Here is a 13359-nt window from a genome sequence, read left to right as displayed (position 1 = left end):
GTGCATCAGGATCAATCGGAGTCCATGGACAATCGCCAGTGGACGAAGGCTGTTGCCTTCCCTGGCAACAGCTTTCGAACGTGGGTTCTGACGAATGATCGAGGTAGTGACATCTCGGCCGCAAACTTCCGCCGGGGTGTCGGAAGATGTGCGGCAAGAGCGTGGCCGGTCGGTGTGGGCAGCGGTGGCCGCGGTGCTGAGCGGCGTGGCGTTGCTGGCATGGCGGGCGGCGCAGTACGGCAACTGGGTAGTGGACGATGCGGGAATCACGTTCGCCTATGCGCGCAGCGTCGCCGCAGGTCTGGGGCCGGTGCTGCAGCCCGGGGCGCAACCCGTCGAAGGGTTTTCCGATCCCACGTGGCTGCTGGTGCTCGTGGTGGGCAAATGGTGCCATCTGTTCGACTCCGGCTCCATTTTCGGCATCCCGGACTTCGTGCTGTATCCGAAGGCGATCGGACTGCTCTGCTGTGCCGGAATCCTGGTCGCGTGTCACCTCGCCGCGCGACGAGTGACGCGGTGGCCCGCGCTGGTCACCCTCGTCACCGGCGTTGTGCTGGCGTTGATTCCGTCGTTCGTGATCTGGTGTTTCTCCGGTCTGGAGAACGCGCTGTTCGCGCTGACCGTGTGTGTTCTGGCCGTCCGCCTGTTTCTGGCGGTGCTGGATCAGCGGTTGTGGACACCGGCGGTCACGGTGACGGCCGGGGCACTGGCGGCGTTCGCGGCGTTGACCCGGCCCGACGGCATGATCTACCTGGCCGCATACCCGCTGGTTTCGCTGATCCTGGTGCGGCGTGCCACCTGGCTCACCGCGCTGCGCAATGTGCTGTATTCCGGTGTGGCATTTGCGATTCCGTTCGGCGCGTATCTGGCGTGGCGGATCAGTGAGTTCGGCCGGCTCGTGGCGAACACGGCGGTCGCCAAGCATCAGTCGGTGCCGACCGTGCACGATCTGACCAGGGTCACGGACCTGGTGCACTATGCGGGCACGCCGGCGGTCGTCGCGGGCGCCGGAGTGGTCGTGCTCGCCCTCGTCTGGGCGAGTAAGCGGCGCGAAAGCCTTGTCGCCCTGTTGGTTCCGCTGGCGCTGGCGATCCTTTCCTACTGCGTGCTGCGCCCCGATTGGATGGCGCAGTTCCGGTTCGCCACCCCGGTGTGGGCGCTGGGCGCATTCGTCGTCGTGATCTCCGCGGCGGAGGTGCTGGCCGTGCTGGGCAGGCGTGGTCGGGCGCTGGTCGCGCTGGTCCTGGTCGCCGCGCTGATCCCGTCCGGTGTGGCATGGGCGGGCAATGCCGAGACCTATCGCGGCAATTCCGATGTGCCGCTGTGCTGGATCGCGCTTCGATTCGGACGCTACTTCAACGGCTACGCCGACATCCTGAACCTGGACAAGGGCACATTGCTGGCGCCTGACATGGGCGGAAGTTCGCTGACATCGCGACTACGGCTGATCGATATGGCCGGGCTCACCGATTCGCGGATCGCGGACATCAAAGCCGGTACGGCCCATGTCAGCCTCGCCGACTACGTATTCGAGGACCTCGAGCCCACTTTCGTACACAGCCATGGACTTTGGATGCAGAACGGGCTCACCGTCGATCCACGGATGTCCCGCGACTACTACCGACTCCAGCAGTCCCAGGACACTTCGAGCCCCGACGAGGACTGGGTCCGCAAAGACGTCGTGCACGGTGACCGGCAACTCCTGCAACTGCGTGCGTATTCGAGCGATGTCCTCTCGCACCTGCTGTCCGACTACCAGAAGACGGGGGAGTGCGGAACGGTATTGCGACCGGGCCAGGCACTGACCAGCCACTGATTCGAATAGCTCACTCGACCTTGCCGAGGGCGCGGTCCAGCCGACTCACTGTTCCTCCTGCGATGTGGTGGGTCGACCTGCCTCGTGTTGCAGCGGTCGTTCTGCGACTATCGGGAACTGGCCGGTGAATCCGATACGCTCTTGCATCGCCTTCAACACTCGCCCGCGTACGAGGAACCAACCGACAATCAGCAGCGGCGCCATAACGCACACAGCAGCAAGGACAGCGCCACGCTGCACAGCATCGTCGCTGACGGCCATCAGCACGACGACGACCGCCAGGAAGATCAGCGTCGCGATACTCGTGTACGGGGCACCCATCAGCCGGAACGCCGGGCGTTGTGCGCGTCCTGTGCGTGCCCAGCGCCACAGTTGAAGTTGGCAGAGCACGATTGTCGCCCACGAGGTCATCGTGCCGAGTGTCGACATGTTCAACACGATTTCGAATGCCTTGTCCGGAACGACCGCGTCGAGCCCCACTCCCACCAGTGCGATGGTGGCGGTCGCCAGAACGCCGACGTACGGCACTCCGGAGGAAGACATCCGCGATGCCGCGGTAGGGGCACTGCCGTTCATCGACATCGACCGCAGGATCCTGCCAGTGGAATACAGTCCGGCATTCAGGCTGGAGAATGCTGCGGTCAGTACGACCACGTTCATGATGGACCCGGCGCCGTGGATGCCGAGTTTCGCGAAGAAGGTGACGAACGGGCTCTCACCCGACTTGAAAGCCGTATAGGGCAGCAGCAATCCGAGTAGCACCAGTGATCCGACGTAGAACAGTGCCACGCGGGCGATGACGGAGTTGATTGCTCGGGGCATGATCTTCTCCGGGTTCTCGGTTTCGCCGGCGGCAATGCCGACCAATTCGACTGCCGCGTAGGCGAACACGACACCGGTGGTCACGAAGACGAGAGGCAACATGCCGGTCGGGAACAGTCCGCCGTGTGCGGACACCATCCCCAAACCGGTACGGTCGCCCTGAATGGTGAATCTGCCGGCGAGAAATACGGTGCCGACCACGAGGAACGTCACCAGCGCGATGACCTTGACCAGCGCGGCCCAGAACTCCAGCTCCCCGAACCATCGGACCGAAATCAGGTTGATACCGACCACGATGGTGAGGGCGATCAGAGCTATCACCCATTGCGGAATCGCTTGTGTGGCACCCCAGTAGTGGACGTACGTGGCGATCGCCGTGATGTCCACGATGCCGGTCATGGACCACTGGAAGAAATACATCCACCCGGCGATGAAGGCGAGCTTCTCGCCATAGAACTCCCGGCCGTAGGAGACGAACGAGCCCGACGACGGGCGATGCAGTACCAACTCGCCGAGCGCTCGCAGGATGAAGAAGACGAACAGTCCACAGACTGCGTAGACCAAGAAGAGTCCTGGTCCCGCGGTCGCCAGACGGCCGCCCGCACCGAGAAACAGACCCGTGCCGATCGCGCCCCCGATCGCGATCATCTGCAGCTGGCGCGGGTGTAACGACTTGTGATAACCGACATCCTCGGCATGTAGCGCATCGCCAGACATCGATGTCTCAGGGGGAGCCTGATCGGTTGCCATCGCGGTAGCCTTTCCATCGAATGAGCCGACAATCAGCGTACCGCTATGTGACGGTACATAAAATAGGTCAGTGCTGACTTCGGTGGCGGTTGCCGCTCCGGCATGAGAACAAGCCCGGAGCTGCTCGGCTGAGCGGCTCCGGGCTTGTCCGGTCAGTAGAAAGATCGCGAAGTGCTTGTGATCCAGTGCCTTTCGCGACGGATCGCCTGGTTTATCCGACTATTCGGCGCCGCGACTGGTGAAGTCGAAGGATCCGCCGTCGATGCCCCAGGAGATGATCCGGTCGGGGCGAATCCGGATGACCGCGCGTTCCTGGGGCGGGAACGGCGGCTCCTCGTCATCGAGCGCCTCGGCCGTGCCGCGTACCTCGATGCCGCGAATCACGTACGGCTCCAAGGAAACCTGCTGGTCGACGACGAACGACACCCGGCTTCCCGCCTCGACGTTGCGGTACTTGCGGCTGGCCCGCATCCGCATACCTCCGATGTCGATCGTGCCGTCGGCGTTCACCCGATAGCTGGTCGGGTTGTTCTGCACGACGCCGTCCGGCGACACCGTGGCCAGTCGGCCGATCCCGGCCTCCGCGAGGAACTGCTGTTCATTGGCGGTGAAGGTCATGTCGATTACTCCTCGGTGAATTCGATATCGGATGTGCCCCGGCGATCGGCCGGAAGTTGTCGGGTACGCGGAGATCAGAACAGGATCAGCGCGGCGCACAGTCCGGCGATGGCAATGAACTGCAGGGCGACCCGGTACTTCAGAATGCTGTCCCACTTGTCCTGCAGCGCACGGGCATTGGCCGGAATGATGCCGCTCTGCGCAGCGGCGGTCTGCTGGGTGTTGATCGGCTTGGCGATGCGGACGTAGAAGGCGAGCCAGGTCAGCAGCGCCGCCACGGTGATGCCCGCCGCGACAGCGGCGCCGGTCTGTCCGGCCAACAGCGCGATCAGCAGCGTGAGCACCGCGGTGACCACACCGCCCGCACCGAAGACCGGCATGCGTCTATCGCCGTAGTAGTGCCCCCATCCCGCACTGATGGTCACGGTCGCGTCATCGAGCTTGCGGTAGACGGACCGCGTGATGACGGCCCCGCAGACATCGGTGCCGTAGACGACGGCATTGGCGAGAACGGCGACGGCGGCGATGATCTGGCCGGTGACAACGAGCATTTCGGCTTCCCTTTCCGGAAATCTAGCATCGCTAGAAACTGGAGCAACGGTAACACTCGTATGCCAGTTTGTCTAGCGCCGCTAGATTTCCGATCGCTGCTTCGAGGTCGCGCTCGGATCAGCAAGCCGCACCTGCTCGTTCCGGCCCAGCGTGCGTTGTCGCCCGGGAGGCCGAGTTCGGCTGTGCGCGAAGAGCGTCGACGCGATTCCGGCTGTACCGATGAATTCCGCGTGGATCCGTCGTCGATACCGCTGAATGCACCGACAGCGGTGGGCCTGTGCTGGACGTTCCAGCGCGGGAGGAAACACAGGGAGGCAATGATGGGCGTCGACGACTCCGAGATCCGGACGGGGGAGCGGGTGAGCGGTCCCCGCGTGTTGGTGGCGGGCGCGAGCATCGCGGGCCCCGCGCTGGCCCACTGGCTGCGTCGACGCGGAGCCGAGGTGACAGTGGTGGAGCGGGCTCCCGAACTGCGTCCGGGCGGTCAGGCGGTGGACGCGCGCGGGGTGGCCAAGGAGGCCATCGCGCGCATGGGACTGGACGCGGCGGTGCGCGCGGCCTGCACCGACACCGCCGGCGCGTACACCGTCGACGCGGACGGGAAAGTGCTGGAGACCTTCGCTGTCGAAGACGACGGTGGCGACGGGTTCATCGCGGAGATCGAGATCCTGCGCGGCGACCTGGCCCGGGTGCTCTACGAGGACACCCGCGATGGTGTCGAGTACCTCTTCGGCGACCGGATCGCCGAGCTCACCCAGGACGCGGACGGTGTCGACATCGTCTTCGCGGGCGGCGACCGGCGGCGCTTCGACCTGGTGGTCGGGGCGGACGGGCTGCATTCGTCGCTGCGAGCGATGGTCTTCGGGCCGCACGAGCAGTTCCTCCACCACCTCGGGCATGTGCTGGCCTTCTACAGTGTGCCCAACGAATTCGGGCTGGACCGCTGGCTGCTCGAATACCAGGAATCCGGACGCTCCGCCCTCCTGCGCCCCATCCAGGACGCCACCCGGGCGATGTCCATGTTCTACTTCGCCTCGGCCGATTTCGACGTCGACTACCGTGACGTCGCGGCCCAGAAGGTCCTGCTGCGTGAGCGGATGGCGGGCCTGGGCTGGTTGACCCCGGACATCCTCGCGCACCTGGACGACACCCCGGACTTCTACCTCGATCAGGTCGCCCAGGTGGTGATGGACCGCTGGTCCAGCGGACGGGTCGGGCTGCTCGGGGACGCGGCGTTCAGCTCGTCGCCGATGTCCGGGCAGGGCACCGGCCTGGCCCTGGTCGGCGCCTATCTGCTTGCCGGAGAACTGGCCGCCGCCGATTGGGATCCGGAGGTCGGGTTCGCCGCCTACGAGAAGCGGATGCGCTCGTTCGTCGAAGCCAACCAGGAGATCGGGCGGTTGAACGCCCGCAGCCGCGAGGTCCCCGGGCCGGACGCCGAGCCGATCCCCGATTTCACCGGCGAATGGTTCACCGAGCTGGTCGGGCGTGCGATCAACGGCGTCGAGCTGCCCGACTACGCGGGGGTGCCCGACTCCGGAGCCTCGGCCGGATCGCCGATCACGCCGCGACCCGAGCAGCGGGTCGGCTGAGTCGGGGATCGTTGCCGCTGCGAGGCACACAGGGTCGACGAGGCCGCATTTTGTCAGAACAGCAATATTTCGTGCCAGATCGCGGTGCGCCGGATGAGACTGGCGCACCGACCGACCCTCACCCCGCGAAGGAGACCACCGTGCCAACCGCCAAGCGCCGCAACGACACTCCACCACCCCGGACCGGCGGCAGCGAGGCCGAGGTGCTGCGCGGCTTTCTCGATTATCTGCGCGCCTCGATCGTCGCGAAAGTTCAGGACGCCCCCGAACCGCAGGTACGAACGGCCGCGGTGCCCTCGGGCACCAATCTGCTCGGACTGCTCCGGCATCTCACGTTCGTCGAGCGCTCGATATTTCTCGGGGACCCGGTCACCAACTGGCAGAAGACGTTCCACGCCGCACCGACCGACACCGTGACCGACGTCGTGGCCCGCTATCGCGAGGCGGTCGTGCAAGCCAACGAAATCCTCGACCGCTGCACCGATCTCGGCGCGCAGATTCCGCGACCGGGCCGTCCCGCTCCCACTGTCCGCTGGGCACTCACGCACATGATCGAGGAGACCGGCCGCCACGCCGGTCACGCGGACATCCTCCGCGAGCTGATCGACGGCACGACCGGCCGCTGATTTCCTCCGGATTCAACATGTCCTGCGGACGTATTCGCTGTCGCCCGGCGCCGACACCTGCCTGTCGCGCTCGACGATGCTCAGGCCTGTTGGCCTTCGTCGCTTCGGGCCGGCGGTTTCGTCACCGGCTAGTACGCTCCGCCGATGGGGTGGTCGGGCACTACGACACTCGCGCTGTTGAAACAGAACCAATACCAGTCGCCGGTGAGGTGATGGGATGTGACTGTCGCGGGCCGGTGGCCAGAAAGATTGGCAAAGCCACTTCCCATCGAGCAATAGGACCCCATCGGGCCAGTCCTGAAGTAGATGCCGTCGTCGCGGCGTTCCACGCCGCGAATGCGATAGAGGCCGAGGCGGTCACCTTCGAACGTCCGTGGATCGATCCCGGCACTCACCTGCCGTGCCGCATCGTCGAAGGCGTGCGCCGAGAAGTGCCAGCGCACAGTCATTGACAGGTCTGCGCTCCATAGAATGGCCGTGAGCGCGACTATCAGTGCGGGAGCAGCCAGGGGGCCGAGCTCAGGTACCCGAAGTCGTCGGGATCGGACTGCCAGGATCGGGTAGAGGATGACCACGCACCACACCACAACCACCACGAATGTCCCCCCGAGGATCAGCAACGGCGACAACGACATCGGCTCGGCGCTGGCCGGGTTGCTTGCCGAGACGAGTATCCCGAGGCAGGCCACGATGGTGCAGACGAGCAGTAGATACCTGGGAAGCCGTGACCGCAACCGTCGGTTCCCCGGTCGGCTTTTCTCGGTTTGGGCCATGCTCATGCCGGGAGCCTAGATTCCAGCCTGAGATCGTGGGTGTCGGCGTGTTGCCGCCGGTGAAAGGCTGACACCGCCAATCGACGGCGCGACAGGCCGCTGACCTCATCCCGATTCAACATGTCCTGCGGACGTATTCGCTGTCGCCCGGCGCCGACACCTGCCTGTCGCGCTCGACGATGCTCAGACGATCCCCGAAACCCGAACATGCCTGGGCCAGACCGTCATCGGTGTATTCGATCACCTCCACCCGGTCGCTGAAGGCATCGGCGTAGGCGCCGCACTCGTTGTTCTCCGCGCACTCCTCGGCGACCGCGAAGTCCAGCCCGTTCTGGCGGCGGTTGCCGGACAGTTCGGAGGTGTTCTTCTGCGCGATCGCCAGACCCTTGTCGTGGGCGTGCGCTGACAGCAACCGGATGTATTGTTGCGCCTCGTCCGCCGTGAGCAGGTTCTGCGATCGGGTGTAACTGTCGAAGTTGTCCGGCTCGACGCCCTGGAATCCTTTGTCGGCACACGTATCTATCCAGCCGTTGACCGTGTCGGCGATTCGCTGTCGCTTGTCCGCGGTGGTCAGGTCGAGCAACGCCTCGTGCCAGCCGGGATCGATGACCACAGTGCCGTTCCCGTCGTGCAGCAACAGATTGTCGCCCCAGTCGCTCTCGGCTCTCGGCTGGGCCTGGAAGGCATTCACATAACAGATGTTGTAGAGGCCGGCGACGGGTTCTGCCGTGTAGTCACGCGAAACAACGGTGGCTCCGGACGGCGGCCGGTATGCGGCGCCGATCTGATAATCGAAGCCGGCGTGCGGCGTCGGGACCCGAACATCCGGGGCCGTGAACCGCTGCCCGCTACATCCTGCCGCGACGACGGACGTCGCGACCACCACGGCAGCAGCAGTAACGCGAAAACGGTTGTGCCTCATGATGAATTCCTGGGATCACTCTTCTTCGGCTGCGGCGGCCGGTTGTGGAACGCGTGTCTGCACAGTTTGGATCACATGAACGCACAGCGCGCCGGACTCGTCCGCGATCTGCACGCCGACCACCACCGCGGTGCGGCTCACGCGTATCGGCGCGGCGACCGCATGCGCCGCTCCGTGGATCGGACGCAGGAAGTGCGTCGTCGAATCGGTCGTCGCGGGCAGCGCCCCCGGGGCGGAATTGAGAGCGGCGCAGACTGCGGCAGCCGCGTCGGCCAACCCCATCAGGGCGCCACCGTGCAGGCCACCCCCTGTTGTCGACAGCTCGACCTTGTGGCTCAGGCGGGCGATGACCGCGGAGGGTGTGAGTTCGGAGAACTCCACTCCGAGAGTGCGGACGAACGGAGCGAGTTGGTAGACGTCCTCGGCGGTGATGGTCATGACCGGCCTCTCCTCGTTGTAGAGACTTCACTCTACAACGAGTTCTGGAGAGTACTCTCTACAGCGTGGTGAGATTCGTACACGACACCGCGGCGATCCTCGACGCTGCCGCACGACTGCTGGCCACCCAGGGCCCCGCCGGGGTCACGATGTCCGCGGTGATCCGTGAATCCGGTGCGCCGAGCGGATCGGTCTACCATCGCTTCGCCGACCGGCCATCGCTGCTGGCTGCCCTGTGGAACAGAGCCATCGAGCACCTGCACCGGGACGCCTACGTCCTGCTCGACCAGGACGATCCGGTCGAGGCAGCCGCCGCGATCGCAGGCCACATCGTGCGGTGGTGCCGCAGCAGCCCGCTCGACGCGCAGGTCCTGCTCGCCGGTGCCCACCACCTCGCTCCGCAGAACTGGCCCGCCGCCGCGCGCGAGGAGCGCGCGGCGGAAACGGCTCGATGGGACGCCGCCGTCCGCGCACTCGTCCACTCGTTACGCGCCACAACCGGATTGCCGACAGCGACGATCCTTCTCACCGTCGTCGACCTGCCCTACGCCGCGGTGCGGCGATATCTCACCGCCGACCGCCCGATACCGACAGAACTCGACACTCAGGTCCCCGCCATGGTGCGCACACTGCTGAACCGCCTGCCCGCCGAAGAGGAGGCAGCCGCCGTCCAGCAGGACTCCCAGAGGCCGCCACCGGCCGCGACATGATGAATTATCCACCGCCCCTTTGCATCCCGAACCGGTCGTCAATCACGATGTCTGTGCCGGACCCGGTATTCACCTGCTGCCACGACAGCATCCGTGTACAGCTCCGTGGTCGATTCATCCTCTGACACACCGGGTTCGGCCAGCACTGTCCGCAGATCGGCGAGTATCGCTCGGAGCGGCGGGCAGAGAATTACTCAGAAACGAAGCTCGCGAACGGTGTTGAGGTCGATGCCGTGGCGGGCGTAGATCTTGATCGTGTTCTCGCCAGTGAGGTCGGATTCGGTGTAGCCGAGTTGGGCGGCGACTCGGAGCACGTCTTGCTTTGTGGCGGCTTCGATCTCGAGGTAGGGCGGGATGTGCGGCCAGGTGTCGATTTCGAGTTGTGCGCCGTCGAGAGTGAAGCTGATCCGCTGGGTTTCATGTAGGACTTCGCCTCGAAGCCCGTCAGTTCGAGAAGTTCGTTGGTGGTGGCGAAGTCGTCGACGCTCACCTCCACCTCGTGGGTGCCGTCGATGGCGTCGCTGGTGATCTGTTTTACCGCGACTGTGGTGCTGTTTCCGTTGTCGCGCAGTCTGATCCACTTGGATTCGTCACCGGGGGTGATGTCGTTACGGACGCCAGCCCCTACGGTTCATGTGTTCGAAGTAGGCATCGTCGGCTGCCTGGATCTCCTCCTCGGTCATCGGCCGTGACGGCTCCGGATCGGTGCGACTGCTCCGTAATCGGTTGGCCTGCTGTCGGATTCGTGGGTCTGCGTTGCGCACGAGTCGTTCGACCTTTGTCCGTGCTTCGGTTCGGGCTCTGCGATGGCAGTCCAGCAGCGTGTTGGTCAGCTGCGTGTTGGTCCAGCGCATCGCGCCGGGTGCGATCTGCAGGTTCGTTATGTTGCCGCTGGCGTCGACTTCGACTGTCACGCCGCGCGTTTCGCTGCGACCTCGGACAGCTGACGCAGCCTTGCTCAATTGCCGTCCGTTGCTGCGGATCTCGGCGATATTGCGTTCGAGGTGTTCCTCCCAATCGTCCAGGTAGCTCATGACCGCCTCAGTTTTCGGGCGATCTGCTTGACAACCTTTGGAATTGGTCGTTTTTCGCTCGCAACCGCATGGGCCTGACCGGTATAGATGCGGTAGTAGCGTGTCAGCTTCGGACCGAGTAATCGGACGACCTGCGGCTGGTCGTAGACATTTTCCACGAACGAGGTGGCGATCAGATCCGAGACCGCATTCTGTCCGTCGCCCCAGGCTTGTTCCAGCCGTGTGAGCAGAGGGCCCAGTCGTGCGGCGGGATCAACGCTCTCGTGTGCGGTGCGGCTGGTCCATCGAGCGATATCGGCCATGAGCAGACTGGGCAGCATCTCGTCGTAGTCATGGATGTGCTCGGCGATCAGCGGGCGAATATCGGGTTCCAGTGTGCCGAGTCCTTCGATGAATGCCGCCAATTCCGGGGTGAGGCTGCGTGTCCAGGTGTGCAGCATCTCCAGGATTTCGTTGTCGCTGTCTTCGCTCATGGTTCACCCAGTCCTTTTATCGTCCGGCCAGTGCGTCCATCAGGTTCCGCAGTTCCCGGATGGCGACGGCCCGGTCTGCGGGATTGGTGTTGTTCCTGTCGTTCAACCATTTGACCAGTCCACGCTGATAATCCACAGCCTTGGTCAAGTGCCATTTGCCCTCGGTCGGTTCGAGGGATTTCAGCTCGTTCCGCACCGCATCCGCAGTGGTTCCGTCGCCGGTTCGGTTGGCGTTGTTCACGCCCTTGTACATATCGTCGATGATGTTGTTCAGTTTCGGGTCGCTGACGGCCGGTTTGACCGCGGGCGGTTTCGGCGTGACACCGGCGGGAGGTGGATCGTCCGATCCGCGGAATTTCGTGGCGGCCTTCTCCAACCACTCGGCGAGCTTCTTCCACAGTGCGGTGAGTTTGGTGGTGACTCCCTCGGTGACGCGACCGGCGAGCCCGGCGACCTTCCCGGCCAGCTCGGCGATGACGCGACCGATACGTGTGGCATAGACCGTGACCCGTTCGGCGGCGAGGCCGTTGCCGAGCTCGGACAGTCCGTCGGTGAGCGGGATGAGCACGGCCATGCCCACTTCCCACGCGGCCGTTTCCTCGGCCATTTTGCGCAGTTCTTCGAGGATCGCGTGGTGTGCGTCATCGAGGGCCTGTGCGTAGGTGGCGCAGGCATCACCCAAGTCGTAGAACGCTTTTTGGAGATCCTGAAAGTTGCCGAGCACCTCGCTGGACTTCGCCACAGCGGCGGGAATCTCCGGCGACATCTGGTTTTCCAGCAGCCCGACCGCGATCGGAATCGTGTCCATCGCTTGGCCGAGGTCGGCTGCTGCGGCGTACCAGACTTCCTTGGCAGCTCGTAGCCGGTCTTGGTGTCCGTTCGGCCAGAGCAGCCCGGACACTTGCTTGATCACCGGCCACCCGGACGGATCCGCACCACCTCCACCTGCGGCCGAGGGGACCATGATGGCGAGGCACGGATCGACTGCGGCGGTCGGTGGTGCGGGTGAGTTACCGCCATTGATATGGGCATCGGCGTCGCCGGATGCGTGGTTGTAGACGCCCGCGGCGAGTAGGTTTTCGACCCGCACACATGTGGACACCAAGTGGGAGGACGCCTGCAGCGCGGATCCGGCAGCGGCGTCGTAGGACGCGGCCCACGTGGTGCCGACACTGTCGCTGCCCGCCATTCCGCCGTATCCCGCCAGGGTTCTGAGCAGATCGACGTGGATTTCAGTGGTGGTGGAGCTGCACCCGCCGAAGCTCTCACTCGCGGATGTGTAGTCATCTGCACGGCAGGCGATGGTCGGAAAGGTCGGTGAAGTCATGGCCACATACCGTGATTGACGTGGCCGACCTCTTCGTAGATCGTCCGCGCTCGGTCCAGTGCCTCGCGCAGCGTAGTGAGCGCGTCGTGCATTTCGCCTGCGCCGGTCTGCCATTGGGTATGTGCGTCCGAATGTGCTTGGGCCGCTTGGCCGATCCAGTCGACATGGAGTTCGGTGACGCGCTTCTCGATCGCCCGTAGGCGATCTTCCATCTGCTGCTCGAGGGCGTTGGCTTTGTCGATCAACGTCTGCATGCCTACGAGGTCGATCCGGTAGCCGCCGTTCGTATCCAACTACGTCACCTCCGGATCGATCGTTCTGATCGCGTCGGCTCGGTGTCGATCGAGTGTGGTGAATCCGTTCGCGGCCGAATGCAGCGCCCCCGCTTCACGTTCCAGGGCTGCGATCACTTCGCGTGCGCCCCGCGCCCAATCCGACCACGCGTCATGGTGAGATCCAGCCGCTGGTCCTGTCCACTCACTACCGATGAACCCGTGCACCTGACGCATCAGCTGGGTGAGATCATCGCTGAATTCACGCGCCGACGACGTGAGCCAATCCGCTGCGGCGTGCACGTCGGCGGGCTGGACACCTACCCGGTCTGCCATAGTTCCTCCCCTGCACCGGTACTGCCGTGTCGGTGCGAATATCCGCTGCCCAGTTGAGAGTTCCCCGCTGTTCCCCTCTGAACACATTCGCGCAGTGTTTGGTCGGATCGAGCTCGAGCTAGTGCCATAGCTATCGGATAGCAGTTGGACTGGTTTCAATCCGACTGACCGCGTCGGCAATTCAACGGGGGTTGTGATTGTGACCGATCCGAGGATCGGCGAGTACCACCGTAGAACAAGCGAACGCGTGTGGTCGACAGATGTCCCAAATATGGATGGCGTGTCCGGTCACCGGTGA

Annotated in this window: 15 protein-coding genes; 4 read left to right on the top strand and 11 right to left on the bottom strand. The window is 64.4% G+C overall.

The features are described from left to right. The first annotated feature begins 148 nt into the window (after positions 1 to 148). The gene (locus tag K7711_RS29630) at positions 149 to 1816 is read left to right on the top strand and encodes a hypothetical protein (protein WP_308015008.1); all 1668 of its coding nucleotides are present in this window, start codon (positions 149 to 151) and stop codon (positions 1814 to 1816) included. Positions 1817 to 1861: 45 nt separating this feature from the next. On the opposite strand, the gene K7711_RS29625 is transcribed toward K7711_RS29630, so the two are convergent. The 3 genes from K7711_RS29625 to K7711_RS29615 all read right to left on the bottom strand — a co-directional run bounded on the left by K7711_RS29625 (position 1862) and on the right by K7711_RS29615 (position 4557). Further along, positions 1862 to 3388 (bottom strand): amino acid permease, encoded by a 1527-nt coding sequence (locus K7711_RS29625; protein WP_222972743.1) that lies wholly within the window; start codon positions 3386 to 3388, stop codon positions 1862 to 1864. A 219-nt stretch (positions 3389 to 3607) separates the two neighbouring features. Then, complete coding sequence (locus K7711_RS29620; protein ID WP_222972741.1) at positions 3608 to 4006, bottom strand: PPOX class F420-dependent oxidoreductase; 399 nt, start codon at positions 4004 to 4006, stop codon at positions 3608 to 3610. A gap of 74 nt (positions 4007 to 4080) precedes the next feature. Beyond that, on the bottom strand, positions 4081 to 4557 hold the full coding sequence (locus K7711_RS29615; protein WP_222972738.1) for a DUF1772 domain-containing protein: 477 nt from the start codon (positions 4555 to 4557) through the stop codon (positions 4081 to 4083). Positions 4558 to 4878: 321 nt separating this feature from the next. Between K7711_RS29615 and K7711_RS29610 the strand changes: the two genes are divergently transcribed. Then, on the top strand, positions 4879 to 6150 hold the full coding sequence (locus K7711_RS29610; RefSeq protein ID WP_235747970.1) for an FAD-dependent monooxygenase: 1272 nt from the start codon (positions 4879 to 4881) through the stop codon (positions 6148 to 6150). Between the two features lie 140 nt (positions 6151 to 6290). Continuing rightward, positions 6291 to 6776, top strand: a complete 486-nt coding sequence (locus tag K7711_RS29605) for a DinB family protein (protein WP_222972736.1) — start codon at positions 6291 to 6293, stop codon at positions 6774 to 6776. A 128-nt stretch (positions 6777 to 6904) separates the two neighbouring features. Here K7711_RS29605 and K7711_RS29600 read toward each other — a convergent pair whose 3' ends face one another. The 3 genes from K7711_RS29600 to K7711_RS29590 form a co-directional block, all read right to left on the bottom strand. After that, positions 6905 to 7555 (bottom strand): hypothetical protein, encoded by a 651-nt coding sequence (locus K7711_RS29600; RefSeq protein WP_222972735.1) that lies wholly within the window; start codon positions 7553 to 7555, stop codon positions 6905 to 6907. A 109-nt stretch (positions 7556 to 7664) separates the two neighbouring features. Further along, on the bottom strand, positions 7665 to 8471 hold the full coding sequence (locus tag K7711_RS29595) for an endo alpha-1,4 polygalactosaminidase (protein ID WP_222972734.1): 807 nt from the start codon (positions 8469 to 8471) through the stop codon (positions 7665 to 7667). A gap of 15 nt (positions 8472 to 8486) precedes the next feature. Further along, the gene (locus tag K7711_RS29590; RefSeq protein ID WP_222972733.1) at positions 8487 to 8909 is read right to left on the bottom strand and encodes a PaaI family thioesterase; all 423 of its coding nucleotides are present in this window, start codon (positions 8907 to 8909) and stop codon (positions 8487 to 8489) included. Between the two features lie 65 nt (positions 8910 to 8974). Between K7711_RS29590 and K7711_RS29585 the strand changes: the two genes are divergently transcribed. Beyond that, positions 8975 to 9619: a TetR/AcrR family transcriptional regulator gene (locus K7711_RS29585; protein ID WP_222972732.1), complete on the top strand. Its 645-nt coding sequence runs from the start codon at positions 8975 to 8977 to the stop codon at positions 9617 to 9619. A 608-nt stretch (positions 9620 to 10227) separates the two neighbouring features. Here the strand turns inward: K7711_RS29585 and K7711_RS29580 are convergent. Genes K7711_RS29580 through K7711_RS29560 form a run of 5 tightly spaced genes read right to left on the bottom strand, consistent with a single transcriptional unit; the run spans position 10228 to position 13061 of the window. Further along, complete coding sequence (locus tag K7711_RS29580) at positions 10228 to 10653, bottom strand: YbaB/EbfC family nucleoid-associated protein (RefSeq protein WP_222972731.1); 426 nt, start codon at positions 10651 to 10653, stop codon at positions 10228 to 10230. Beyond that, positions 10650 to 11126: a DUF7674 family protein gene (locus tag K7711_RS29575; protein ID WP_222972730.1), complete on the bottom strand. Its 477-nt coding sequence runs from the start codon at positions 11124 to 11126 to the stop codon at positions 10650 to 10652. The genes K7711_RS29580 and K7711_RS29575 overlap by 4 nt, the downstream gene beginning before the upstream one ends. A gap of 16 nt (positions 11127 to 11142) precedes the next feature. Beyond that, positions 11143 to 12453: a WXG100-like domain-containing protein gene (locus K7711_RS29570; RefSeq protein WP_222972729.1), complete on the bottom strand. Its 1311-nt coding sequence runs from the start codon at positions 12451 to 12453 to the stop codon at positions 11143 to 11145. Then, entirely contained in the window at positions 12450 to 12746 is a 297-nt protein-coding gene (locus K7711_RS29565) for a WXG100 family type VII secretion target (RefSeq protein ID WP_222972728.1), read from the bottom strand. The genes K7711_RS29570 and K7711_RS29565 overlap by 4 nt, the downstream gene beginning before the upstream one ends. Then, positions 12747 to 13061: a WXG100 family type VII secretion target gene (locus K7711_RS29560; RefSeq protein ID WP_222972727.1), complete on the bottom strand. Its 315-nt coding sequence runs from the start codon at positions 13059 to 13061 to the stop codon at positions 12747 to 12749. Positions 13062 to 13359: the final 298 nt, after the last annotated feature.

The sequence above is a fragment of the Nocardia coffeae genome, assembly GCF_019890715.1.
GTDB classification, from domain to species: Bacteria; Actinomycetota; Actinomycetes; order Mycobacteriales; family Mycobacteriaceae; genus Nocardia; species Nocardia jiangxiensis.
The sequence above is the reverse complement of the archived record's forward strand: the minus strand, read 5'-3'. Positions and strand labels throughout refer to the sequence as shown.

Excerpts from the sequence above, each read along its gene's own strand:
- K7711_RS29625 (WP_222972743.1), bottom strand. The coding sequence starts at position 3,388 with ATGGCAACCGATCAGGCTCCCCCTGAGACATCGATGTCTGGCGATGCG.
- K7711_RS29620 (WP_222972741.1), bottom strand. The coding sequence starts at position 4,006 with ATGACCTTCACCGCCAATGAACAGCAGTTCCTCGCGGAGGCCGGGATC.
- K7711_RS29615 (WP_222972738.1), bottom strand. The coding sequence starts at position 4,557 with ATGCTCGTTGTCACCGGCCAGATCATCGCCGCCGTCGCCGTTCTCGCC.
- K7711_RS29610 (WP_235747970.1), top strand. The coding sequence starts at position 4,879 with ATGGGCGTCGACGACTCCGAGATCCGGACGGGGGAGCGGGTGAGCGGT.
- K7711_RS29600 (WP_222972735.1), bottom strand. The coding sequence starts at position 7,555 with ATGAGCATGGCCCAAACCGAGAAAAGCCGACCGGGGAACCGACGGTTG.
- K7711_RS29595 (WP_222972734.1), bottom strand. The coding sequence starts at position 8,471 with ATGAGGCACAACCGTTTTCGCGTTACTGCTGCTGCCGTGGTGGTCGCG.
- K7711_RS29590 (WP_222972733.1), bottom strand. The coding sequence starts at position 8,909 with ATGACCATCACCGCCGAGGACGTCTACCAACTCGCTCCGTTCGTCCGC.
- K7711_RS29580 (WP_222972731.1), bottom strand. The coding sequence starts at position 10,653 with ATGAGCTACCTGGACGATTGGGAGGAACACCTCGAACGCAATATCGCC.
- K7711_RS29575 (WP_222972730.1), bottom strand. The coding sequence starts at position 11,126 with ATGAGCGAAGACAGCGACAACGAAATCCTGGAGATGCTGCACACCTGG.
- K7711_RS29570 (WP_222972729.1), bottom strand. The coding sequence starts at position 12,453 with ATGACTTCACCGACCTTTCCGACCATCGCCTGCCGTGCAGATGACTAC.
- K7711_RS29560 (WP_222972727.1), bottom strand. The coding sequence starts at position 13,061 with ATGGCAGACCGGGTAGGTGTCCAGCCCGCCGACGTGCACGCCGCAGCG.